This window comes from Mucilaginibacter frigoritolerans (genome assembly GCF_007830615.1).
Lineage (GTDB): Bacteria > Bacteroidota > Bacteroidia > Sphingobacteriales > Sphingobacteriaceae > Mucilaginibacter > Mucilaginibacter frigoritolerans.
The window spans coordinates 21403-46110 of record NZ_VLLI01000019.1; the positions used below are offsets into that span (position 1 = coordinate 21403).

Genomic DNA, 24708 nt, shown 5'->3' on the forward strand with positions numbered 1-24708 from the left:
AAGGTTGCCATATCTTGAATTAATTCAATAAATCAAGTCTTGTGCTTTAACTTACTTAACCATTCAGGGGAGATACCCATAAACTCTGCAATGTATTTGGAGGGTATTTTTTGAATAATTTGGGGATAATTACAAATTATGTATCTGTATAAACTTTCGGAAGAATATTGGATCAATTTTGTTTTGAAACCATGTTCGCTGACCAGTGCATTTATAATATGGGCATTATAAAACGCAGAGAGTATCTGATGGGCGCCGGCGAGTTCCTCCAGATCATTCTTTCTAAACGCCAATACCTCCGCTTCACTGATGGCCAACAAATCACACGCTGTAGGGAGATTTGTAAAATAGCTGTCAATGCACGTTATAAATGGCTGAAAATCAACCATATGAAATGATATGGTTCTTTTATCGCCAGTTTCCTGGTTCAGGTGGCGACAAACAAACGCTCCCTTTAAAATAAAATATATCGTCCGGCAGTCCTTTCCGGCCTCGATAAGTGTGGTTTGGCTTTTTACACTTTTCAACTGTCCCACACCTATAACCGTGTCTATCAAATGCTCAGGTAGCCCCGCAGCCCTCAGTTCATTAATGAAGCTATTATTATTCATTTTGCTGATTGGAAGACAGCTGTTTTAAACATCAATTATTTATGTCTTATTCGATTAATACCTTAGCTTTTGGTACCATATCAGACAACGTAATATACATGAAGTTTTCCTGTTTTTGATGTTTTCTGCCAGTTTATTTAATTAGCCGCCTAGTCGAATATCAGCCCTTTAGAAATCAGAATACTCAGTTGGATGAAGAAATATGATATCAGCATGCGAAACATTGTTTTTATACTCTTCTTTAGCTGTAAGCATTTTCCACTGCGAGTCACTTCCAAATGTGTCCCAATGTTTATCCCTGTCTGCTTTGCTGTTAAAGGTAGTCATGTACATCAGGTTTGGCATATGGCTGCCCGATATAACTTCCGAATAAAAAACAGCATTAAAGCCCAATCTTTTAAAAAGTCCTATTTCGTCGCCAGTATTAAACATCCGGACTTTGTTGGAATTATATTTTTCCGTAGCGCTTTCATAACTGCGCAATTCATAAACTCTGTCTTCCTTTGCAGCAGTAAGGTTGGGAACCGCAGTTGATGGCATCCCCGGAAAAGCCTGAAGTATAATTGTCTCTATTCGGGTATAAGGAGCATTTTTGTATTCCGCATCTACATAATCTTTACCATCGGCCAAATAATTTGCATCTGCCTGTAATTGTTGCTCAATTCCTGCTAATTTGTTCAGTGTAGAAAAAGGGGTAAAAACATATATTTTCCGGTCACTATCCTGTTGTGTAACCGGCTTAAATACGCCAACATATTTAATTCTGGCACGGTGGATAGCCGGTACATAGGCGTGCCGTAAATATTGTTCAAGTCTGGTTTCCTGATCCTGGGTTTTATAATGGTAGATTTTAAGCTGGTAATAATCCCTGGCAGGTGCATTGGCGTCGGCGTTTAAAGTTGCGAATAAAATAATGGCCAGACAAAGGCAAATAAATCCGGATAGATGGTATAACTTCATAACGCTATTTTGTTAATGTTCATCACAAAATTAGACTTATACTACTTCAAAAATAAAAATAAGGCTACTAATAAACCAATTAGTTGTACGTATTGATTTGAGCCTGTGTCTTATAGTCACACCGCTATTGTGTGATCAAACTGTATTTTATTTTCTGCAAAATCGCATAATCCGCCCAATATTTCACTCAATTCCTCGCCTTTACTTGTTAAAGTATATTCCGTTCTGGGTGGGTTACCCGGTATACAACTTTTATGGATCAGTTCAAGTTGCTCAAGATTCCTCAACCGGTCGGCAAGAATATGATCACTGATATGTTCCAAATCTTCTCTCAGACTGTTAAAGCGTGAGTTACCTTCCTCTATACTGAAAAGAACTTCGGTCATCCATCGCTTGCTCAATAAATACAAGAGCTCGTTAAGCGCGCACTTTTCTTCCAGGAATGATTGATTATAAAAATTCGTGGAACTTAGTTTTCTTTCTGACATACTAACTTGTTAATGAGTTACTAATTACGGGTTAAGCTATTGGCCGCCCCGATCATTGTTTGTTCCTTTGTGGTAGTTAATGCCTGATTCTATTGGCAAAACTTAACAAAGTTGATGATTGATGTGCAATAAACAAAGAATGTAACTAAAATTAAACAAATCATGAAATACCGAAAATTAGCAAATACAGACCTATTACTTTCTGAAGTCACTTTTGGGGCATGGGCCGCCGGAGGCTGGATGTGGGGAGGTACCGAACGCAAAGATGCCATTGACGCAATCAGGGTTTCCTACTCTCTCGGTGTAACATCCATTGATACGGCTCCGATCTATGGCCAGGGTACCAGCGAAGAAATTGTTGGCGAAGCGATAAAAGGACTACAACGTGACCGGGTTCAAATCCTGACCAAATATGGTATGCGATGGGACTTGAAAAAAGGTGATTTTGCCTTTAATAGTAAAAAAAACAGCGGCGAAAATATCGACATCTATAAGTATGCCGGAAAAGAAAGCATCATTAAAGAATGTGAAGATAGCTTAAAACGCCTGGGAACTGACTACATTGATCTGTACCAGATACACTGGCCAGACTCCACCACACCGATAGAAGAAAGTATGGAGGCGGTTTCGCGCCTGATTGAACAAGGCAAGGTGCGATATGCCGGCGTCTGTAATTATGATGCAGCTCAAATGGCCGAAGCTGAAAAATATATCACTCTTGTTTCCGACCAGGTGCCCTACAGTATGGTTAACCGCGGTATAGAAGCAGAACTAATTCCTCACTGCCTAGAAAACAATAAATCTATTCTGGCTTACAGTCCGCTGGAAAGAGGGCTTTTAACCGGCAAAATACGCCCCGGCCATTTATTTGCTCCTGGTGATCATCGTAAGGATGTGAAGTTTTTTAAAGAAGAAAATTTGCGAAGAACAGATGAGTTCCTTGATCTGCTAAAACCGCTTGCTGCTGAGAAGCATTTAACGCTGGGACAACTGGTTATTCTGTGGACTTTACAGCAACCAGGAATTACCATAACCCTTGTTGGCGCCCGCAACAGCGAACAAGCAATTGAAAATGCTAAAGCCATTGACAGCAGTTTAAGCAAAGAGGAAATCGCGACAATTACCGATTATCTTGAACAACTGGAACTGACCGTGTAATTCCAATTATTATTTAACCACATAAATTCAATGATGAACAAGAAAATATTTTTCGCCTTATGCCTGTCAGTTTTTGCGACAGGGGGGCTTTTGTCATTCAAATTAATAAAGAGTGATAATTCATTTAGTGGTCCCCAAACAGTTAAATCGGGACTTACACTTCCCGATGGCTTTCAAGCCGCCATTATTGCTGACAATTTGGGAAGTGCAAGGCACCTCGTTGCAACCCCCCAGGGTGATATTTATGTACATCTTGCCGGGACCAAAAATGGCAAGGGCATATTGATGCTTCATGTTGATGGAGATAAGGCGACTTTAAAATCGAGCTTTGCTAATTTTGGCGGAACGGGTATTGCTATTAAAAATGGTTATTTGTATGCATCCAACAACAGGGAGGTTTATCGCTATAAGCTGGATGATAAAAATGAAGTCATCAACCCGGACAAGCCGGAAAGAATTGTTACTGGTTTAATAGACAGAAGAACACACGCGCCAAAAGCTATCGAGCTGGACAACGATGGGAATCTGTATGTAAACATTGGAGCCTATTCAAATATTTGCAGCGAATTTGATCCCAATAAAACAGGATGCCCCATTTTGGATTCCGCAGCCGGTATCTGGCAGTTTAAAGCTGATAAACCCAACCAGACTTATGGTGATGGCGTGCGATATGCAGCCGGTTTAAGGAATGTGGTTGGACTGGCCTGGAACCAGCAAGACAATCAGCTTTTTGTAATGCAGCATGGCCGCGATGAATTGCATAATCTTTTTCCGAATTTATATACCGTGCATCAATCAACCGAATTACCTGCAGAATGCATGTTTGCTCTGAAAAAAGGCGATAACGCCGGCTGGCCCTATGTTTATTACGACTGGATGCAGCAAAAAAATATGCTCGGTCCTGAGTACGGTGGCGATGGCAAAAAACCGGCTGACAGTAAGTATATCAATCCGGTGGCAGCCTACCCGGGCCATTACGCCCCGGATGGTTTATTGTTTTATACCGGAAACCAATTCCCGGAAAAATACAAAAATGGCGCATTCATCGCTTTCCACGGCTCATGGAACAGGGCACCTGAACCACAGGCCGGTTACTGCGTAGTATTTCAACCCTTTAAAGATGGAAAGCCGGACGGAAAATGGGAGGTTTTTGCTGACGGTTTTGCCGGAACAGAAGAACAAAAAGCATCCGGACATGCCGTTCATCGCCCATGTGGGCTCGCACAAGGACCTGATGGCTCTTTATACGTAACCGATGATAACCAGGGAACGATTTATAAGATCACCTATAAAAAACAATAATGAACATTAAAATAACCGGTCTATTTCTGGCATCATTTATATTGTTATTTGGCGCTTTACATGCACAGACCAAAAAACAACCAACAGGCCAAACGACAGTGAGGGCTTCTATGGCACGTGGGAAAATTGTATATGCCAATGTTTGCCTGCCCTGTCATATGGCAGATGGCGGGGGTGTACAGAATATGAACCCACCTTTAATTAATACAACCTACATATTGGGGGATAAAGCAGCTTTAATTAAAATCGTATTACATGGCTTTAATGAAGATGTGGAAATAAATGGAAAAACTTATTCTAACTCCATGAGCGCTCATGATGATTTGAAGGATCAGCAAATTGCTGATGTGCTAACCTATGTTCGGCATAGTTTCGGTAATAAGGCGAGCACTGTTAAAGCAGCAGAGGTAGCAAAAGTAAGAACAGTTTCTAAAAAATAGTTGCCGGGCTCTCCAGCCCGCAACTTGGAACTGTTATGCCGACAGGGGCTTTCGTAAGAATTGAGGTTTAAATAGGGGAATAATGACATTACCTTAAATTAGGTTAAGGAAGAGTATTTGCAATAATGCATCTATTTAAATTTTTGACAGAATTAACATTTTAGGTTTAGGTTATGCTGCCGCTAAAACTTAGACCAGTTTGGGCACCGAAGCAGACGGTGAATACCGGCAGAATTTCCTGTTGTTCACCTGGTGGCCCAAATTTCCCGGATTGTATCTTCATCTCCCTCCCCATCCGGCACCGCAGCACTCGGCTTATTGGCATAATACCAGTGTTTATGGTCTAGCGGTGATGTTGTTTGCCGATCCCCCGGCATTTCCAGATGTCCGTTAATGTCTGTTTTCTTAACCCAATTGAATGCATAAATTAGCCATTGGGTGCGGTACTGCTTATTTTGATGTGCAAACCAGCTAATCTCATCATAGCCCCAAACCCAAAACGGAATGTCGCCGGCCTTTTCCTCTCCCGGGCGTTTACTAACCCCATAATTATCAAACTCCACTAAGTATGGAAGATGCTCGCATCGCCATCCGCTGGGGCTAATACCTCCTTTACTTCGTCCATAAAGCGCATCAGTATGCCCAACTTTTAAGATTGCTTCTTCTGGGTGGTCAGGTATTTCCATTATTCTTAACGGAAAAGCGTGGAAATCCATTAGCAGTTTTCCATTTCGTACGAAGCCGCCGCTGGGAACATGTGAATCGCACAAAATGATATGTCTGCGGGCATGCTTAGCAGCATAGCTTCTTATTAAGGTTAATACCTGGTCATAATTGTCCAGATTAGGGTCATTTTTGTTCATGAGTTCTACCTGGCCGAAGTGGATACCTTCAATGCCAATATCAATATAAGATACCGCGAGATAATAGAAATAAAGTTTAGTTTCTAATCGGCTTACATCTGGTACCGAGCCGCTTCCCCATTGATTTTTAAATTTTCCGTCGGGATATAACATGTCTTCATACCTGAAATTCCGTTTTTCAACAGGTAGTTTTAAAGCAGTAAATGCCCATTCGGGTACAGCAAGCTGATCAACCTGGTTGGTCACTATCTCAAAAATGCAGGCTTGCAAAATTATATCCGGGTCGGTTTCATGTACTTCTGCAGCGAGTTCTTTTTCCTGTTGCAGGTTTTTCGGGATTTCAGATTCGCCGCCCCACTGGCATACACTTCTTCCAATAAATTTAGCCCCGATATTTTTAATCATCCGAAGATTATCATCAAAATTACCTTTTCCAACAAGCAGGCTTTGCATTGTAATTGACCTTTCAAGGTAATTTTCCAATACATTGCGGGAAATAGTTGAGTCGAATTGATAGTCTCTGTTTTTTGAACGGATAATAGTAATTGGTTCCGATTTGAAAGGCATCGCACTTGCTTTGGCGGATCCGGCAGGGCAGATGCCTGTTAAAACCAGAATTAAAAAAAAGGTTCGTACCGCAGATGGCGGCCAAACCCAGCTTAAGTGAACTTTGAAAGAATTCATTATGTTACCAATTGGGGTTTACGATGGTTATTTAATTGAATATTGTTTTTTCCTGTTTCATTTCAATAAAGAAAAATGCGTTCGGGATCTCACCCCGAAACGCACTTGCAACCAATAAATTAATAACATCAACTAAATTTGGCTATAAAACCAGTTAAGACAATCAGTTATTTATCTGCAAAAAAATGTTTGTTTATTAATCAATGATTAATAAACAATTAATAGCAACGGATATCCTGATATAATAAATGAATATTTATATTAAGCCCACTGTCAACTTTGAAATTGTTACCTGGTTAAGTACTTAAATCGTTATGATTGAACTTTTCTTTTATCTAATAAGAAGTTCCCCATTACTAAATAGTCCATTTCGGTATTCATAAAATCCTGGTAAGCATCATTGGGGGTGCAAACAACAGGTTCATCCCGAACATTAAATGAAGTATTGATTAGCATAGAGCAGCCGGTTATTTTTTTGAAATCGCTGATAAGCTGATAAAATTTCGGATTAGATTCTTTGCTAACGGTTTGTACCCTGGCCGAATAATCAACATGGGTAACTGATTGGATATTTGAACGGATATGATATAAGCGGTCATGAAGTCCAAGTTCGTAGTAGTTCCCGGGTTCATCATTTCGTAATTCATCTTTTAGTGATTCAACAAAAAGCATATAGGGAGAACAGAAATCCGTTTTAAAATACAGCCCCGCATCTTCCAGCAAAATACTGGGAGCAAAAGGTCTGAATTCTTCCCGCGCCTTTATTTTTACGTTGATGATCTTTTGCATTTCCGGGTTTCGGGGGTCACCAAGAATACTTCTGTTGCCCAGGGCCCGCGGGCCAAACTCCATTCTATCCTGGAACCAGCCGACTACATTTCCATCAGCAATTTTTTTACTTACTATGGCAGTTAATTCAGCAAAGTTTTCAAAATGCGAAAATCCAACTTCATATTTGCGGATCGCTCTCAAAATATATTTATCGTCGTATTGTGGCCCTAAGAAAGCGCCCTTCATGGCATCAGCAAAACCATGTTTTTTTCTTTCTCCTTTACCCCAAATGTGGTAGGCAGCGTAAGCGGCGCCTAATGCCCCACCCGCATCTCCTGCCGCAGGTTGGATCCATATATTTTCAAATATGCCCGACTTTGCTACTTTACTGTTGGCTACGCAGTTTAAAGCAACCCCACCGGCCATAACCAGGTTTTTGCTGCCGGTAATTTTTTGTGCAGTACCAGCCAATGCAATTATAATTGATTCGGTGACTTCCTGAATTGCCAGGGCAAGGTCCATATGTATTTGACTGATAACAGACTCAGGCTCCCGCCTGGGCATCCCAAATAAAGCTTCCCATTTTTTATCATCTGCCATTCTTTGTTTAGTGGCGAAATCAAAATAATGCATGTTAAGTATTATGGATCCATCTTCCCTTATATCAACCAATTCTGTTAATATTTTTTTTTTGAATTCTTCGGTTTGAATTGAATTGGGGTTACCATAAGGAGCCAATCCCATTAATTTATACTCTCCACTATTTACTTTGAACCCTAAATAATAGGTAAAAGCAGCATATAAAAGACCTGCAGAGTGCGGAAAATGAAGTTCTTTTAATATGGTTATTTTATTAGCCTTTCCATGGCAAATGGTGGTAGTTGCCCATTCGCCAACGCCATCAATAGTCAAAATCGCCGCATCATCGAAAGGAGAAGGATAATAAGCGCTGGCAGCGTGCGATAAATGATGTTCCGGAAATAAGATGGGTATTTTGCTGCTTCCAAATCGACTGATTTTTTTCCGGATCAATTTTTTTATAAAAAGTTTTTCTTTGATCCATACCGGCATTGCCATAACAAAACTTAATAGTCCTTTTGGGGAAAAAGCATGATATGTTTCCAGTAGGCGCTCAAATTTGAGCAGTGGTTTATCGTAGAACGCAATAGCCGAAAGATCATTATAATTTATACCGCCCTCTTCTAAAACATACTTTATTGCATTGTCTGGGAAACCCGGATCATTCTTTATTCGCGTAAACCGCTCTTCCTGAGCGGCGGCAATTATCTCGCCATCAATGATAAGGGCTGCCGCGCTATCATGATAAAATGCCGAAATTCCAAGTATTACAATGGCCACTTTTTATTAAAATAAAGAATAAATAAAGGGACCCAAGGCCGGTACACTTGCTAGTATGATCAGAATAGAAAATAACGATAAAATCACCACCAGCGGAATTAACCAGAATTTTTTCCGTGTCTTTAAAAAAAGTAATAGCTCTTTTAAAAATTCCATCGTATTAAAATATATGTAAAAGGTCAGATTCTGTATATAAGTGATTCCTGTTAATCATTACAGATTGCTTGTTTTTTTTGAATTGCGTTAATTGCATGCTATCTTTTCCTAAAAACCGCCTGATTAAACCTACAGGAGTTACTATTAAAAAAAATATTATTGTCAATATAATTGCAGGACCTACCCTACTTAATAATTCAGACAGGCCAAACCAAACAACAGTAAAAGGATAGAAAATAATTGGTAAAACAATAGTAATGAGTATCAGCATAAATGCAGCAATAATCAAGTGCTCATTTTTATACCGTAGTGCAAAAAATAATACAGCAAGGGTGGCAACCTGGCCAAACTCCGTGCATTGCTTTTTTGTAACTTTTATAGATATTTTTTTAGCTATTTTCATTTGTTTAATGTGCCTTTACTTTGCCCAAGAAGTAACAATGCAGCCTTGTTTTCATGATCAGATTTCAATGCTTTTTCGGCATATTTTGTTGCCCCTTCCCTACTTCCCATTTCAGAATATGAATTTGCTATATTCATTAAAACAGAAACACTAGTTGTATCAATTAAATATTGTTTTTGCAATTGTATAATTTGTTCAGTGTTGTTTTTAACCGCAGCCAGGTTAAAGCCGGAAGGATTATTGTTGATGGCATAATTGATATAGGTGATGGCTTCGGCTGGTTGATCCATTTTTAAATAGGTCACAAACAAATAGCGGGCTTTGTTGAACGTTGGCGCCAGGTTAAATGATTTTCTGAAATTAAATATAATATTTTCGGTATCGTTCATTTCTCCGCTTAACATGGCAATGCGTTCATAAATACCAGGATCTGCCGGATATTCCAGTGATAAGTTTTCAAGCACATTTCTTGCCTTTAACAATTCGTGGTTGTTTAAATAGTCTCCAAATAAATTGCCCATTACGTCGTTCCACTTTATATTTTTAAAAACAAGCTCATAAGCCAGCGTCTCTTCTTTAGTTTCAATTTTAACCATATCCCCGGCATGCGGGTCATTATATGGCCATCGTTTTTTTAGGTTAAGTACCCTGTAAACACCTGATAATGAATCGATCGAATTTTTCGGCATTTTTTTTAACAGCTGTTCAAAGGTAATATCGGCTTCATTTGCCGGTGGAAGTACTATATATTTTTTTATAGCCTCATAAAACGCATCCGACATTATAGCATAGCCCTTTAAATCTGGATGAACATGGTCCACTGTTAATTCATCACCTATAATTTGATGATCTGAATTTTTTTCAAATGCAGCTTTTGTATCAACAAGATGTGTGTTTGGATATTTATTACACAAAGTCGCTAATATTTCATTAAACTGTTCAGGCGCCCTAAACCTTAAACCATCTAGGTCTTTAGCTTTTATAAAATATTTTTTTGCCTTTGCAAAATCGTTTTGTTTGTATGCCAGTTGTCCTAAATAGTAATTACAAAGCGCGCTGGAAACGTAAATCTCATCTGCCTTTTTGAACCAGGTATCAGCTGAGTTTAAATCATTATTTTCAAAAGCTTTCAGTCCATTATCGAAAACAGTTTTAAATCCAGCGAGTTTTATGCCGTCTGGCTTAAAACTAATAAAGGGTTTCAAATCCTTTTCATTACTTACCAGGTTACTTATAAAAAGAGGGATCTGCCGTTTGCCGAACAAATCCATTATCTCATCCATATTTTCCCTGAACTGGGTCACTCCTTTTTCATACAAATCAGAATGGTAAGGAATTTCCTGTTTGGCAACCATTAACTGCATCCGGTCGCCGCCAGGCTGTAAACCTGTAGATCCGAAACTTTTTTTTGCACCTTCATAAATATTAATTATCAGCTGAGCAAGCCTTAAATCGCGCAGGCCAAGTATAAAATTAATAACATGAGGGTTACTACCTATGTTTTGGGTTGATGCAGCTCCCATAGCACCATAAAATTCGTTATGGCCAGTGTAAATCAATACAGCATCTGGCTTATAATTTACAATCTCTTTCGCAAAACCCAATACGGTGTAAGAGTTTACAGCTGTTAAAGAAAGGTTAATTATTTCAAAATTTTTATCGGGATAGGTGTGTGTTAAACGATACTGCAGCCACCTATGAAAAGAGCCGTTGTGAAAATAAGGATACCCAATGGTTGTTGATTCTCCCAGTACAAATATTCTTAGTGTGTTGCTATCTTTGTTCTTCTTAAATATTTCGCTGTTACCCCTTGTAGCCATCTGCTGTTCGGTGAAAAACTTTTTTGACGCATCCGGATTAAATACAAGGTAATTTTTGTCGCCTTTGTATTCAATAAACAAGCTTAAATTATTCCCGTAATTGCATATTCTTAAAAGCAGCTCAAGTAATAATAAAATAACTAAAGGGACCAGTATTATACTGATCCCTTTAAACAAAATAATTCTTTTTTTAGATGGCCCTTTTGATGAGGGTATAATTGGTCTTTTTGGCATGAATTAATCCTTCACTTGTTCAAATATAGGTACATCTGGTTAAAACTAGTATCCCGGGTTTTGTGCCCATTGCGGATTTAGGGACATTTCACTAAAAGGAATAGGTGCCAGGTACTTCTGAGAAACATTCGCGCCTGCCGGAATTGAATTTTCTGAAGGGTCTCTTGCAGCAATTACAGATGGAAGCAATTGCAAACGAACAATATCAAACCAGCGCATACCAAATTCGCCGGCAAATTCGTAAGCTCTTTCGTAAACTACAGAATCGCGAAAAGCGGTTTGAGAAAGTCCGGGAGTTAGCGGCGCTTCGCCTGCCCGTGCCCGAACCATATTAATAGCCGCATAACCCGCCGATGTTGGACCGCCGCCTGCCATATCCGATGCTTCTGCATAATCTAACAGAACCTGTGGATAACGAATAATAATTGTTGATTTATTCGTACTTGGTTGAATGGAAAGAATCTGTGTGGCATTTTCGTTGACACCATCCCCATTAAGCCCAGCCCTGAATTTTTTATAATAAGGATGTCTGGCGTGCGTAACAGGAGAATTCCATGGGGTAAGTACAAAACTTTTATCAGGCTGTATTAACTTAAGCGTGGTATAGAAAGTAAGGTCCGTTCTGGTACACACCGGCGCATTTTTAAAGAAGTTTATTTCCGGATATACATCGTCCCAGCCACTTGATCCATCAAGAGCTACCTCGTCTAATGGAACATTGGTAGATCCAAAACTACGATTAGGTAAGTTGCCAACGACGCTATATTCCAATTCAAAAAGAGCTTCGGGTGAACCATTAGTTGTAAAAACCTTGTCGTAAGGGGTACTTAAATTATACACACCATCTTGCATAACTGAATTGGCTTCAGTGGCAGCTAAGGCATAATTACTTGTTTGATTCAGTGGCCAGCCATAGTAAGGTATACATCTGCTAAGCAAGCACTTGCTGAATATGAAGTTGGCCTGCCCGATGAAGGGGTATTACTCAGAAGGCTTTTTGCTGTTTTCAAATCGCTTATTATTGAAGCATAAACCGAGGCCACATCGGCTCTTGGTGGCCTTGCATCCAAACTTATAGGCGTTAATACCAGAGGCAATGCACCAAATGTTCTTACCATGTAGTAATAACATAATCCTCTTACAAAATAGCATTGACCGGCAGACTCATTTTTTAAGGCATCTGTTGAGTTAACCTTAGCATAGTTTGCAATAACGTTATTTGCCTGGTAAATTGCCGCCCAGGGGCCTTGCCATTCAGCAAGCATACTTTGATTTGCGCTATTGCCTGATAATCTGTCAAAATCACGCATATCTGCCTTATTTAAGCCCGGATCCGTTGTAAGGTCATCCGAACCAAAATAAGAAGTTTCTTTACTTGTAAATCCCCATGCGCCATCTCTTGCAAGTTGTATATACATGGCATTTACAGAAGCATCCAGATCACTCTGCGTTTTGAAATATGTACCCGGCGTTAAGGTAGCCTTCGGATCTTCAGAAAGTTTCACACACCCTGAAATCACAATTAAAGCAAATAATGCTAATAGTAGTGAATATTTAGTTTTCATCTTTAATATTTTATATAATTATCTATATCAATTTATTTACAAACCCAGTCTTATACCTATTGTAAAAGTTTTTGGATTTGGAATAACACCAAACTCCTGCCCCTGTGTAATGGCATTTGTTGCATTACTAACTTCAGGATCAAAGCCTTTGTATGGTGTTATTGTAAGCAGGTTTTGCCCGCTCACATAAACTTCAAGGCTGTTGACACTTATTTTTTGTAAATAAGGAGCTGGTACCCTGTAAGAAAGTGACAGATTTTTTAATTTAGCATAGCTGTCATTGTATACATAACGGCTGCTATTGTTATAATTCACGCTTGTACTGCTCCAGGCAGGGTTGTTTGTTTGATGAGAAGGAGTCCATAAATTCTCCGGTACAGCTTCAATAGTTGTAGCGTTTTTCATATCACCCAATCCACCCCATAAGTAGGCAAGTGTTTGGGAAAATATCTGGCCTCCTTGCTGACCCTGGAACATAAAGCTTAAAGTAAAGTTTTTGTAGGTGAAATCATTAATAAACCCATAGGTAAACTGTGGGTTGGCATTACCCAGCAACTGATAATCATCAGAGTTATATGTATGGTCCCCATTTACATCAAGGTATTTAGCATCGCCTGGTTTCATGCCATATAATGCTGCTTGAGCAGCTTCACTGGTTTTCCAGGTACCTAAAAATTTATATCCATAAAACTCTCCCAATGGCTGACCAACTTTTAGTATGGCGTTAACTGTATTATTGCCACTCTGTACTACCTGATTATCTAATCCGCCAAGGCTGGTAACTTTATTCCTGTTAATTGATAAGGTAATGTTAGTGTGCCATTTAAAGTCTGTTGACTCAACAGGTGTACCTCCAAGAGCAAATTCAACGCCATCGTTGGTAAGGCTGCCTATATTACGTTGATAAGTTCCACCGCCATCATAATAAGTGGCCGGGTAGGCATATAATAAATTATTGACATTGTCTTTGTAAGCATCAACAGTAAAAGTTAAACGCCCTTTAAGAAAAGCCATATCAACACCTAAATCATAGGCAGTTTTAGTTTCCCAATTAAGTGCAGTTGATACCCCGGTTCCTAACGGGGTAGCTACACTTGGAGTTCCGGCAGCACCCGGCGTACCACCATTATAGTAGTAAGCAGGCTGAGCACCGGGACTTTGACCAGGAGCAGTACCTATTTGAGCTATAGTTGAATATGCTCCTACATTCTGATTACCAGTTTGTCCGTAAGTTGCACGAATTTTTAAATCTGAAAATATTTTCGAGTCTTTTAAAAAGTCTTCGTTTGATGCATTCCAGCTAACTCCCAAAGAAGGGAATGTACTGTATTTTTGTATTAAGTGTGAAGATCCATCTGTACGAACACTGGCTGTAAGAAAATATTTCTCTTTGTAATTGTATTGAACGCGGGCTAAGTAAGATACCAGCGCATCTGACGAATAAGTGGAGGATGTTTGTTGAGACCCCCCAAGGCCCAGGTTGTAATAGCCAAGTGAATAAGTCGATAAACCTTTAGCAGTAGCTATAAAGTCTGTGGCTGTGCCTGATTGTACTTCATATAAGCCGGTAGCAGTTATTGAGTTATCGCCAAATTTGTGGTGATAGGTAAGGAAATTACTGCTCAAATAACCGGTGGTTTTACTTGTTTCGTTATTAATATAGCCTGCACCGGAATCATATTGGCTTGTTCCTGGGCCAAAAAGCCTTTGCAGGTAATTTTGACCTACGGAGTAAACATCGGTTGAGGTGAATGTCAGATCATTTATGATATGATAATTAAATGTGGCCGTACCGTTAAGATCTGTAGCGGATCCATCATCTGCCTGGCTTAAAGCTTGTTCTACCGGGTTGAATTGGATAGATGCATACTTTGAGTGGCTTATGTATGCACCTGTAGCATCTTTTATTGGAGAGGTCGGGTCCCACTCAACGGCCTGGTTAAATGGATCGGTCAAACCTCCACCGTAGCTATTATTATGGTTTTGCGGAAGTGATGCTGACAGGATAATTTTTACATCCATCTTTTTATTCAGCTTAAAATCCGTATTTGACTTAAATGTTGTTCTTTTATAAAAGGTATTAAGTATGGTACCCGGCTGATCGAGGTAGCCTAAAGACACACGATAGGTTACTGCATCGGAACCGCCTGAGACAGCGACGTTATAATACTTTACCCATGGTTTGGTGAAAAGGGCATTCTGCCAATTGGTACCACCTCCGTTTGTTCTGAAGCTATTAAGTTGCGCTTGGGTAAAAGCATCAGTTTGCCCCGTAGATTCAAACTGATTATTAACTGACCTTGCAAAATCATAAGCGCCCATCAGATCAAGCGTCTTCGGCATTTGATCATTTTGTACCCAGGTGTTAAACTCAATACGGGCTTTACCTGTATGGCCAGATTTAGTGGTAATCAAAACAACTCCGTTAGAACCGCGCGACCCATAAATGGCTGTCGAAGCGGCATCCTTTAGAATTTCAATTGATTCAACATCATTTGGGTCATCCGGTGCCGCGCCAATATTACCATCGGTAACATATAACGGCTCTGTGTTTCCGGTAATAGAATTAGCACCTCTAATTTGTACCTGAGGCCCCTGACCCGGCTGACCATTAGCGCTGGAAACCGATACACCCGCAGCTGTACCCTGTAACGCCTGTGATATTTGCGTAATTGGGCGTTTAGCAATTTCCTTAGCACTTACAGAGCTGCTGGAACCGGTAATTTCGCTCCTTTTTTGTGTACCATAACCTACAGCTACAACTTCCTGCAAACCGATTGTGCTTTCCAGTAAAGTAATATTTAATACGGTTTGCCCATTTAATTTTACACTTTGATCGGCGAAACCGATAAAGCTGAAAACTAAAGTGGCATCATTAGGTGCCTGTATTTGGAACTTTCCGTTTGCATCAGTTTGTGTACCAATGGTTGTGCCTTGCACTTTTACCGTTACACCGGGAATAGGCCCACCTTGCGCATCTTTTACCTGTCCGGTAACTGTAACTGGCGGGGGGCTTTTAAAATATGCTGCATAACTCTTTACGGTTACAACAAACATAAATAAGAAAAAGATAAATAAAATTCTTTTCATTTTCATTTAGATTTGGTTAAAAATTGGTTTATAGATTAAGGAATCTTGCGGTAAAATAAGCGGAGTTCGATTAAAAAAAGTATAATAAAAGATTAATTTCATACATTAACAGGTATGTATTAATCTTTTTTATTAATTATAAGTGTTAACTGTATTATAATATGCGTTACACATTCAAGTGAATGGAAAAAAAAGAAAATATCCATTAATTTTTGCTGCTATAAACCATTCGATCAAACAGTGCCTACAACAAACTAATCTACATGAAATATTACCTGGATATGCTAAAAAATAAACTTTCACGATAAGGAGGACAACTCCTGAATGACGGACCTGCCTTCTCCCAACTATTAAAGTTTTTTATTTTTTAATATTTATAATTGATTTGATGAGGTATATGATTTTGCTTTGGATATTACAAAATCATATAAATAAGGTGGGTTTTATTTACTGCATATGCGATGTAGCTTTTGAAAAGACAGACTATTTTTTAGTTTTCGCCAATGCGAAAACTAAATTAGGATTTATGTCTGCTTAATTTTATTGTTTTGATATATCGATCACATCAGCCTTGCGTGAGGCAGGTGTAACTATCAAATCCGTAAGCTTGCCATCCACTACTCTGCCCTGAACCGTTGTATTATAAGGTGCGTTCAATTTAAACTCAGTATTGCCCCACTCTTTAGGCCAGGCCGGCAGCAGCAAGATTTTTTTACCGTCTACCTGCATCAACATTTCCTGCAAACCGTTTTCGCCATTACCGCCATTGTCTTCATCTGGCGCATAATCATGTCCTGTTGCCCAAAATGCCGGAAACTTAAGGAGAGGATCCTTACGGGTAAAATTGAAAGTTACATAAGTTTTAGCTACATCTGCCAAACCAAGCATAGCTGCCTGTATCGGGTCCTGCACCCAGCAACCCATATCTTTAAAATGGCGCTCATCAAAAGTATTGTTCGCTAATTGCAGTCCGGGTTTGCCCAGTCCGTATAATCTGAACGGATAAACTGCATATAATTCCGGATTTTCCAGGTTGTGCCCCTTAATGTTTTGAGGACCAGTATAAGGCAATAATACCTTTTTACCGTCTTTGTCACCTATCGGGAGCTCGGGTAATTCACCGTAAAACCTTTTCCAGTTTTCCCGCAATTTCTCATCGGCTAAATCAGGCGGCAGGGCCACTAACCGGCTCAAAACGGCATGTAAACCAGCGATATCAGGTGCCGGATCGTGTGCCTTCCAGAACATCTCAATAGAATTATCAGGATCAAGCAATAATTTCCCCTGAGCATCGCGGCCAAAATGCTTATCAAAAAATTCCACGCCGGCTGTTGCTATGGGCAAAAGCATTTCTCTGGCAAATTTTTTGTCGCCGGTATACTCATAATAATCCAGCATCATCATGCTTAACTCCAATATTGGGGTAAAGTAATGGCCCGTCCAGTTTTCCTTTACCTCTGCCCCCATATAAGGCAGGCCGCCCCAAAAGGGCGATGTTTCCTGAAAATAAGCGCCATCGTGATGGTAATAATTCTTTACAGCCTCCTTATTGCCTGGTAATATATCCAGGTACATTTTAAACAAGGGCAACATTTCGTCAAAATCGCCTGCCATCAGGCGCGGCCAGTACATAGCTCGGGTATTTTGCATCCAGTATTGCCCACCCCATTCACGATAATCAGCATCTATAGCTATTGCTTGAGCTTTTTCGTTTATTTTATATTGTGGATTATCCACCACGAAAATGGACCCGTTAAATTTAATAGGATAACCACCCCTGCCGGCGCAGGCTGTAATGTAGCGTTGCAGGATATATCCTTGTGTTGTTGCTTTTGCAACATCGCCGCCATTTATAAATATCCAGCTCCGCTGCCAGAATTTATTCCACCATTGCTGATGGGCCAGCCGTGTCTGTTCAAGTGGCAAAGCATCTATCCGGGTAATTTCTCCATTCAGTTTTGCCAGCCATTTATCAAGGGCCAGTTCCTTTGTAGTTAAAGCATAGACGGAGACTAACTGATAATTAACAGCTTTAATTGTTTGCAGGGAAGTATCGCCTTTGCTTACCAACCCTTTACCCTTAATAATTCCGCCGAAAACAAAGCCACGCAGATGCGCTTCAGCATCATCCGGATTTTGATGGTACCAGGTAATTCTATTGGCTTGTCTCGGCAAAATGGTATCACCTTTCCCAACCCGCCAGTTATCCAGCGCAACTTTTACAGAAACCGGCTTTACGCTTTTTGACTCGACCCTTATAACCGGCTGGTTCGCGTCTACCCAAACTCTCAGATGGAGAGCATCGGCACCGGAACCCTCTGTAACCAATATCTCGCTGTTATGCAATTTTAGTATTTGCCGGAAGAAACATCCCTGCTGTGCCATCGGATTTGGGCTTACAGATACCCGTACCTTTCCCATTTTCATTAACACACCACCATCTTTTATCCAGTTGTTCTTTTCTGTAGCTGGAGCAGCCCCCCAGGCATCGGTTTTCCCTATAAAAAAGCAAAGGTCACCGTTGGATTCAACCCATACATTGAGGCCAATATCGCCATTACCGGTTGGCATGGATTGCATGGACGTTGGCCCAGGCGTGTCCCAGTTTACATTATACGCATTCAATAATGGCACGATATTAAATTCCTTCTTTTTTACCTGTGCACTGGTTGCAGCATAAAAAAATATGCCCGCTAATAAGGTAAATGCGATATTTAAAAACTTGTTATTCATTTGTATTGCAAATTATAGGGCCATGTGTTTAGTTCGCAATTCTTTAATTATTTTCAGGAATCTGCAAATATTGCCCAGTCGCTTTCAGTATAAAATCTGTAATTGGCTTTGGGTTAGGGAAACTATGCGGGTGATGCTTAAAACCAGGTTTATGAATAACAGTGATATCACCGTTCAATGCTTTTACACTTTTTTCAAAAAGCAAGGTATTATCTGCAGGCGATACTGCTTCATCTTCATCAGCACATAAAATTAAGATAGGGTATTTACCTCTTACAATTTGCTTTACCTTATCAATCGGGCTGTTCTTAAATTCACGTACCTGCTCATCTGTGGTTATATTATAATCTTTCTTAAAGGCCTCAAACATATCATTCTTTATTTCAGGTGTTTTCATAAAACCTTCTGCCCATGAAGGGATATTTAAAAGCGGATTATCCACATAAACGCAAGACACTTTATTGATATTAACAGCAGCCCAGTTAAATACATACACACCACCGCGGCTCATCCCCTCCATTACAGCTTTCTTTCCTAAACCAGCCTTATATACCAGGTTATAGAAGTCATTCCAGTATTTAATAGATTCGTCATTACCTAATAACTCTGCAACATCACAATAAACTAAATGAAATCCGCGCTGCAATAAGGATACATCCGTTTGAGGTTCGTGTCCCCAAAACCGTGCACGCCAGATCCATGGATGGCCAGGCGCACTCCATTTAGGTTTTACAATTTTACAAGCACGGTTATCAAACGTAAAATCTGCGCATTCATAACCCAAAAAGGAACTTACTTTATATTCGGTTTTTAGGTTTTTAAAAATGTTAAAACTTGTGTCTTTTTTTTGAGCTATGTTCTCATATATGGTTTGGGCCATAATTGCTGCACCTTCTTTATTTGGATGGATCTTATCAGGCGTTATCGCTTCTTTATCAACAAATGCCGAATGCATATCAATTACCTCAACCTTATTCTCAAAAGCAACCTGCTGAATGCGGGGATTGACCTGTTGCACTATAACAGGATCCCAAATATCCGTTGTGTCCTTTACAAACGACGGCATGGCGAGCAGTAATACGATACGTGGATGGGAAGGTAATTTAACAAATGGTTGAATAAATTCGTGGTAATCAGGCACAAAATCGTTCAGGTAAACGCGGTTTATTAATTTGCTGTCGTTACCACCAAGATCAATGATCACAACATCCGGATTAGCAGCTAAAGCAGACTTATATTCGTTTGAATTCCAGTATGGCGAATTTCCCTTCTTCAACATCGTAGTTCCGCTTACACCATAGTTGGTTACCTCGTAATTATTCCCCAGCATGTGTTGAAGTTGCGCCGGATAGGAATTTTGGTCGCGATTTTCTATTCTGGCGCCATAAGTAATGCTGGCGCCTATACAGGCTACTTTTAATTTATTTTGCGCATTTACGCTAATCTGTAAAACAAATAAACCAATTACTAAGAAATAAGATTTTGCCATAATGCTTTATAATTATTGATGCCGGTATTTACACCTTACAATTTACTTACAACTTTTAAACTATCAGTCAGTCTGATATCATCAGATGCGCTTCCAACCATAATTTTGAACATTCCGGGCTCAACAACCCGTTTCATCTGACGGTTCCATAGTGATAAATGTTCGGGCCCAATCTTAAATTTAACTATACCGCTTTCACCCGGTTTGAGATTGATTCGCTGGAAGCCTTTTAAAGCCAGAATTGGTGTTGTTACGCTTGCTACTTCATCCCTTAAATATAATTGAACAACTTCAGTACCTTCAACTTTACCGCTATTCTTTACTTTTACACTTACTTCGGCTGTTCCATTAACAGGGACAACAGCAGGACTAATATGGAGATTCGAATAATCGAATGTAGTGTAGCTTAACCCGTGGCCAAAGGCAAATAATGGTGTATTCTGCTCATCAACATATTTATGATACGATGTTGGTTTATGATCGTAATAAAAAGGAATTTGTCCAACAGATCGTGGAAAAGTAATAGGAAGCTTGCCTGATGGATTTACGTTCCCCAGCAAAACATCGGCCACCGCCAGGCCGCTCTTTTCGCCGCCAAACCAGGTTTCCAAAACGGACGGAATATTTTTAGCAACCCAATTTATGGTGATTGGCCTTCCATTTGACAATACTGCAACAACAGGCTTACCGGTTGCTTGAATAGCTTTTATCAAATTCATCTGCTGCTCGCTCAAATCAAGTTCGGCACGATCTTTACCCTCGCCTACAATATTGGTTTCTTCGCCTAGCACAACTACTGCCACATCTGATTTTTTTACAAGATCTACAGCTTTATTCTGTAAGTCGGTTTGTTTACCATCAAGCTGATAACCGGGCTCGTAATTAACATGTATGTTATTACCAGCCCGTTGTTTTAAACCATCCAATATGGATATGGCCTTATCCTCATCATTTGAATATCCGCCCAGGTAAGTACTTTCAGCCAACGGGCCAATAACCGCAATTGATTTCGCATTGGTTATAGGCAATACCGACTCGTCATTTTTCAAAAGGCAGATACCTTCCCTTGCAGCTTTTAAAGACAGATCCTGGTTAGCTTCAGTATGAAATACTTCAGAAATAAGTGCCGGATTGGTGTAAGGATGGTCAAACATGCCGAGCAGAAATTTTACCCGCAAAATATCCGCTACAGTTTTGTTTAATTGTGTTAACGACAAAGTCTTATTATTTACCGCAGTGGTAACAGCCTTTACAAAGTCGTCATGCCCGAAATCATAAAATTGCATGTTAAGCCCTGCATTAAACGTTTGCGATAAAGCATCACTTGCATCGACTGCCACTGCATGGTTTTGAAGAGACATCTTAATAGCCCCCAAATCTGACAGAACGAAGCCTTTAAAACCCCACTCCTTACGCAAAACATCAGTAAGCAACCATTTATTATCTACACAGGGAACGCCGTCAATTTCACTGTATGCAGCCATTATACCCATTGCGCCGCCCTCCTTTATCGCTTTCTCAAAAACGTACAGATATCTGGAACGCGCTTCACGTTCGCCTATATTTACCGGTGCTGTATTGCTACCGGCTTCTGGTATACCATGCACAGCAAAATGTTTTGGCTCGGCAATTACCGCATCGTTATTGCTTAACCTTTTGCCTTGTAATCCTTTTATCATTGCCACTCCGTTAAGTGCATCTAAGTAGGGGTCTTCACCATAGGTTTCTTCTACACGTCCCCAGCGCGGATCATTGGGCAGGCAAAGTACCGGCCCTAATATCATCTCTACTCCATGTGCTCTTGTCTCTGTTGCAATAACGTGGCCCACCTGTCTTACCAGGGAAGTATCCCAGGCAGATGATAATTCAATCGGTATTGGGAACGATGTACTTCCTTTTCCGCTATAGCCATGTAAGCCTTCTTCAATAAATAATACAGGGATTCCCAGCCGTGTTTTTTCCATTGCATATTTCTGGATTTTATTGGCTATATCAACATTAATAGGGTAAAGATCGTGTATGGATCCAATGCCTGTATTGCCAATGATCCTGGCTGTTATCTCTTCAGAATATTCAGTGGCCTCGTGGCCTTTAAAGCCATATTCATTTTTGCCCGAAAACATATCAAGTTGTAATATCTTTTCCTTCAATGTCATTCTGCCAATCAAATCGGCAAGCCGCTGTTCAACCGGCAGTTTCGGATTTTTATAAGGATAGATGGAAGGTTTTCTTTCTACTGTGAAAGACAGTAAACAAAAAAGCAGCAATAAAAAAACGCCATATTTAACTAAATGGGTCATTGTTATGATTTTATAATTAAGAAAAAAAAATTATTGAAGCCCCCAGCTTTTATTAGGTTTTGGGCCCATTTCCAATTCAAGTTTGCCGCCATCCACCAATTGCTGATGGGTAAACCATGGGGTATTCAAAGGTTCCCCGTTAAATTTTGCGCTCTGAATATATTTATTAACAACAGAGCAGTTATTTGCTATTAAAGTAAATTGTTTACCCCCTGGCAAATCAATAGTTACATTTGTAAAAAGCGGACTACCAATTGTGTAAACCGGTATGCCAGGTGTTATTGGATAAAATCCCATTGATGAAAATACTACAAATGCAGACATACCGCCGCCGTCTTCGTCTCCTGGTATGCCAAAAATATTGTCCTTAAACCAAACGTCTAGCAGAAACCTGATTCGTTTCTGTGTTTTCCAGGGTGCTGTGTAATTGTATAGGTAGGGGATATGAAAACTAGGCTCATTACCCATTGAGTACTCGCCAACCAGGCCGGTAGCATCGGGGAATTTGCTCCAGAATTCATATTTGCTCCGGCCAAGACCTTCACGAAACAATTGGTCCAGTTTTTCTTCAAAGGCATTTTTGCCTCCCATTAACGTAATTAAACCTTTGGTATCATACTGTACCTGCCATAAATAGGTCCACCCGTTATTTTCGTCGTAATAGTTACGTCCTCCCAAACCTCCATCAAATTTGGGGTCAATGTTTATCCAGTTTCCATTTTCATCTTTGGGCATAAACATTTTATTGTTGTTATCCCACAAATTTTTATAGTTTTTTGATCGTACATTAAATTTCTCCTCGTCGGCAGTATGACCAAGTTCTTTGGCCATTTCGCCTACGGCCCAATCATCATAACTACCACCAAGCGTTACTGCAACAGGTTGTCTTTTTTCAAAAGGATGCACTTCGGCCACAGTTTCTTTTTCGCCTGGTTTCAAAGCCGGGAAATAACCGTTTTTATAATAAAAATCATCTAAAATAGTTTTAGGGCCATTTTTCCAGGGCAGCATAGTAGCCATGGTTGCGTTTTTTATCATACCCTGATATGCTGTTTCAGTATCAAATGCTTTAATTCCTTTACGATAGTCATCCAGTATCATTATTGATGAGTGAAAACCATTCATGCAGGGGTTATCGCCAAACAGCACTGGAAAAGTGGGCATCCAGCCACTTTGTTGATACATCGTTACATATGAATTAAGCATATCCTGCTCCAAAGCCGGGTTTAATATTGTCCTCAAAGGATGAAGGGCGAGATAAGTATCCCAGATCCAGTCATCAACATAAAACGGCTTGTTGCTGGTATGTATTTTTTTGTCAAAGCCACTGTAATACTTGTTATCTTCGGTTATATCAACCATACGCTCATTACACCTGTATAATGCAGTGTAAAAAGATCTTTTTTGAGCCTCTGTTCCCCCGGTAACTTTTATTTGATCAACTATTTTTTGCCACGCTTTTTCGGCATCATTCTTTACTGATGCAAAAGTGCGTTCCTTTATCTCTTCGTTAAAATTAGCCTTAGCCTGTTCAGGGCTTATGTAAGATATCGCATACCTGAACTCCACCGTATCCGACAAGTTTTTAGGAAAGCTAATCCATGCCTGCACACTCTTACCTATTGCTGTGCTGTTGCTGCTCAATTGTCCGTTGGTTACTGTGCCTGTTTTACCTGCCAGACTAAAAACACCATACAGATACACTTTAATATCATCGTGATAGGTTTCCATGCCTGTTATTACATTATCCTTATCGAAGCTCCAGGCGCCGCCGCCATCGTTATAAAGATCAAACAGTAAATTTTTATTGGCTGCATCAGTTGCAAAGACAAACTGGAATATACCGGTTTTTTTACCTGGAGCAAACTCTACTGTTGTACCATCGTCAACAAGGTATGTTGAATAATACCAGGGCCGGGTAACTTCAAGATCATGATCATAAGTGAGTTTTTGCTTCCAGGCTTCTTTTGATAGCTGTTTTACTGAAGGCTTCAAAGCAAATACTTCACCAAGCCTGTGGGATACTATTGTTAAGGGAAAACTCGATATCTGATCATCCATGTAATCCTCCCTTTCTGGATACATCCTGATAAGCTGGTTTGGGAGTTGAGCAGTAGGCCGGGTTGGCTGCAGTAACTGGCCCACGTTGCCGATACGCGGATCAATATATTTAAGGTTTCCGCTACCCGCATTAACTTCGTGTGCATCTTGTGCTGCAAGTTTGCCCACACAATAAAAAATAAATATTGCAATAAAAAAGAAACGTGAAAATTTACTCATGG

Annotated in this window: 18 protein-coding genes; 3 read left to right on the forward strand and 15 right to left on the reverse strand. The window is 40.0% G+C overall.

Features of this window, described 5'->3' with window-relative positions; all coding sequences use genetic code 11:
- Positions 1–32: 32 nt before the first annotated feature.
- From JN11_RS22885 to JN11_RS22895, 3 genes are all read right to left on the reverse strand, one after another.
- Positions 33–611 (reverse strand): Crp/Fnr family transcriptional regulator, encoded by a 579-nt coding sequence (locus JN11_RS22885; protein WP_144916475.1) that lies wholly within the window; start codon positions 609–611, stop codon positions 33–35.
- Positions 612–779: 168 nt separating this feature from the next.
- On the reverse strand, positions 780–1571 hold the full coding sequence (locus JN11_RS22890) for an NIPSNAP family protein (protein WP_144916477.1): 792 nt from the start codon (positions 1569–1571) through the stop codon (positions 780–782).
- A gap of 116 nt (positions 1572–1687) precedes the next feature.
- Positions 1688–2059, reverse strand: coding sequence for a winged helix-turn-helix transcriptional regulator (locus JN11_RS22895; RefSeq protein WP_144916478.1), 372 nt, complete (start codon positions 2057–2059; stop codon positions 1688–1690).
- Positions 2060–2221: 162 nt separating this feature from the next.
- Between JN11_RS22895 and JN11_RS22900 the strand changes: the two genes are divergently transcribed.
- The 3 genes from JN11_RS22900 to JN11_RS22910 are packed head-to-tail and all read left to right on the forward strand — an operon-like array spanning position 2222 to position 4959.
- Complete coding sequence (locus JN11_RS22900) at positions 2222–3217, forward strand: aldo/keto reductase (RefSeq protein ID WP_144916480.1); 996 nt, start codon at positions 2222–2224, stop codon at positions 3215–3217.
- A gap of 30 nt (positions 3218–3247) precedes the next feature.
- The gene (locus tag JN11_RS22905; protein ID WP_246139083.1) at positions 3248–4519 is read left to right on the forward strand and encodes a PQQ-dependent sugar dehydrogenase; all 1272 of its coding nucleotides are present in this window, start codon (positions 3248–3250) and stop codon (positions 4517–4519) included.
- Positions 4519–4959, forward strand: a complete 441-nt coding sequence (locus tag JN11_RS22910) for a c-type cytochrome (RefSeq protein ID WP_144916481.1) — start codon at positions 4519–4521, stop codon at positions 4957–4959. Before JN11_RS22905 ends, JN11_RS22910 begins: the two co-directional genes overlap by 1 nt.
- 245 nt (positions 4960–5204) lie before the next feature.
- On the opposite strand, the gene JN11_RS22915 is transcribed toward JN11_RS22910, so the two are convergent.
- From JN11_RS22915 to JN11_RS22965, 12 genes are all read right to left on the reverse strand, one after another.
- Complete coding sequence (locus tag JN11_RS22915; protein ID WP_211360891.1) at positions 5205–6506, reverse strand: hypothetical protein; 1302 nt, start codon at positions 6504–6506, stop codon at positions 5205–5207.
- A gap of 312 nt (positions 6507–6818) precedes the next feature.
- Positions 6819–8636, reverse strand: coding sequence for a carbamoyltransferase family protein (locus JN11_RS22920; protein ID WP_144916483.1), 1818 nt, complete (start codon positions 8634–8636; stop codon positions 6819–6821).
- Between the two features lie 6 nt (positions 8637–8642).
- Positions 8643–8792, reverse strand: a complete 150-nt coding sequence (locus JN11_RS24995; RefSeq protein WP_394348834.1) for a DUF5989 family protein — start codon at positions 8790–8792, stop codon at positions 8643–8645.
- A gap of 4 nt (positions 8793–8796) precedes the next feature.
- Positions 8797–9195, reverse strand: a complete 399-nt coding sequence (locus JN11_RS22925; RefSeq protein ID WP_144916485.1) for a hypothetical protein — start codon at positions 9193–9195, stop codon at positions 8797–8799.
- On the reverse strand, positions 9192–11249 hold the full coding sequence (locus JN11_RS22930) for a GSCFA domain-containing protein (RefSeq protein ID WP_144916486.1): 2058 nt from the start codon (positions 11247–11249) through the stop codon (positions 9192–9194). The genes JN11_RS22925 and JN11_RS22930 overlap by 4 nt, the downstream gene beginning before the upstream one ends.
- Before the next feature lie 45 nt (positions 11250–11294).
- The gene (locus JN11_RS22935; RefSeq protein WP_144916488.1) at positions 11295–12101 is read right to left on the reverse strand and encodes a RagB/SusD family nutrient uptake outer membrane protein; all 807 of its coding nucleotides are present in this window, start codon (positions 12099–12101) and stop codon (positions 11295–11297) included.
- A 47-nt stretch (positions 12102–12148) separates the two neighbouring features.
- Positions 12149–12814: a RagB/SusD family nutrient uptake outer membrane protein gene (locus JN11_RS22940; RefSeq protein WP_144916489.1), complete on the reverse strand. Its 666-nt coding sequence runs from the start codon at positions 12812–12814 to the stop codon at positions 12149–12151.
- A 36-nt stretch (positions 12815–12850) separates the two neighbouring features.
- Positions 12851–15904, reverse strand: coding sequence for a SusC/RagA family TonB-linked outer membrane protein (locus JN11_RS22945; RefSeq protein WP_170227835.1), 3054 nt, complete (start codon positions 15902–15904; stop codon positions 12851–12853).
- Between the two features lie 540 nt (positions 15905–16444).
- On the reverse strand, positions 16445–18637 hold the full coding sequence (locus JN11_RS22950; RefSeq protein WP_144916492.1) for a DUF5703 domain-containing protein: 2193 nt from the start codon (positions 18635–18637) through the stop codon (positions 16445–16447).
- A 43-nt stretch (positions 18638–18680) separates the two neighbouring features.
- A complete protein-coding gene (locus JN11_RS22955; protein WP_144916494.1) occupies positions 18681–20126 on the reverse strand; it encodes a GDSL-type esterase/lipase family protein in 1446 nt (481 codons plus the stop codon).
- A 35-nt stretch (positions 20127–20161) separates the two neighbouring features.
- The gene (locus JN11_RS22960; RefSeq protein WP_144916496.1) at positions 20162–22426 is read right to left on the reverse strand and encodes a glycoside hydrolase family 3 N-terminal domain-containing protein; all 2265 of its coding nucleotides are present in this window, start codon (positions 22424–22426) and stop codon (positions 20162–20164) included.
- Between the two features lie 30 nt (positions 22427–22456).
- Positions 22457–24706, reverse strand: coding sequence for a GH92 family glycosyl hydrolase (locus JN11_RS22965; protein WP_144916497.1), 2250 nt, complete (start codon positions 24704–24706; stop codon positions 22457–22459).
- Positions 24707–24708: the final 2 nt, after the last annotated feature.

Coding starts and splice junctions, on each gene's coding strand:
- JN11_RS22885 (WP_144916475.1), bottom strand. CDS start 611: ATGAATAATAATAGCTTCATTAATGAACTGAGGGCTGCGGGGCTACCT.
- JN11_RS22890 (WP_144916477.1), bottom strand. CDS start 1,571: ATGAAGTTATACCATCTATCCGGATTTATTTGCCTTTGTCTGGCCATT.
- JN11_RS22895 (WP_144916478.1), bottom strand. CDS start 2,059: ATGTCAGAAAGAAAACTAAGTTCCACGAATTTTTATAATCAATCATTC.
- JN11_RS22900 (WP_144916480.1), top strand. CDS start 2,222: ATGAAATACCGAAAATTAGCAAATACAGACCTATTACTTTCTGAAGTC.
- JN11_RS22905 (WP_246139083.1), top strand. CDS start 3,248: ATGATGAACAAGAAAATATTTTTCGCCTTATGCCTGTCAGTTTTTGCG.
- JN11_RS22910 (WP_144916481.1), top strand. CDS start 4,519: ATGAACATTAAAATAACCGGTCTATTTCTGGCATCATTTATATTGTTA.
- JN11_RS22915 (WP_211360891.1), bottom strand. CDS start 6,506: ATGAATTCTTTCAAAGTTCACTTAAGCTGGGTTTGGCCGCCATCTGCG.
- JN11_RS24995 (WP_394348834.1), bottom strand. CDS start 8,792: ATGGAATTTTTAAAAGAGCTATTACTTTTTTTAAAGACACGGAAAAAA.
- JN11_RS22925 (WP_144916485.1), bottom strand. CDS start 9,195: ATGAAAATAGCTAAAAAAATATCTATAAAAGTTACAAAAAAGCAATGC.
- JN11_RS22930 (WP_144916486.1), bottom strand. CDS start 11,249: ATGCCAAAAAGACCAATTATACCCTCATCAAAAGGGCCATCTAAAAAA.
- JN11_RS22935 (WP_144916488.1), bottom strand. CDS start 12,101: ATGCAAGATGGTGTGTATAATTTAAGTACCCCTTACGACAAGGTTTTT.
- JN11_RS22940 (WP_144916489.1), bottom strand. CDS start 12,814: ATGAAAACTAAATATTCACTACTATTAGCATTATTTGCTTTAATTGTG.
- JN11_RS22945 (WP_170227835.1), bottom strand. CDS start 15,904: ATGAAAAGAATTTTATTTATCTTTTTCTTATTTATGTTTGTTGTAACC.
- JN11_RS22950 (WP_144916492.1), bottom strand. CDS start 18,637: ATGAATAACAAGTTTTTAAATATCGCATTTACCTTATTAGCGGGCATA.
- JN11_RS22955 (WP_144916494.1), bottom strand. CDS start 20,126: ATGGCAAAATCTTATTTCTTAGTAATTGGTTTATTTGTTTTACAGATT.
- JN11_RS22960 (WP_144916496.1), bottom strand. CDS start 22,426: ATGACCCATTTAGTTAAATATGGCGTTTTTTTATTGCTGCTTTTTTGT.
- JN11_RS22965 (WP_144916497.1), bottom strand. CDS start 24,706: ATGAGTAAATTTTCACGTTTCTTTTTTATTGCAATATTTATTTTTTAT.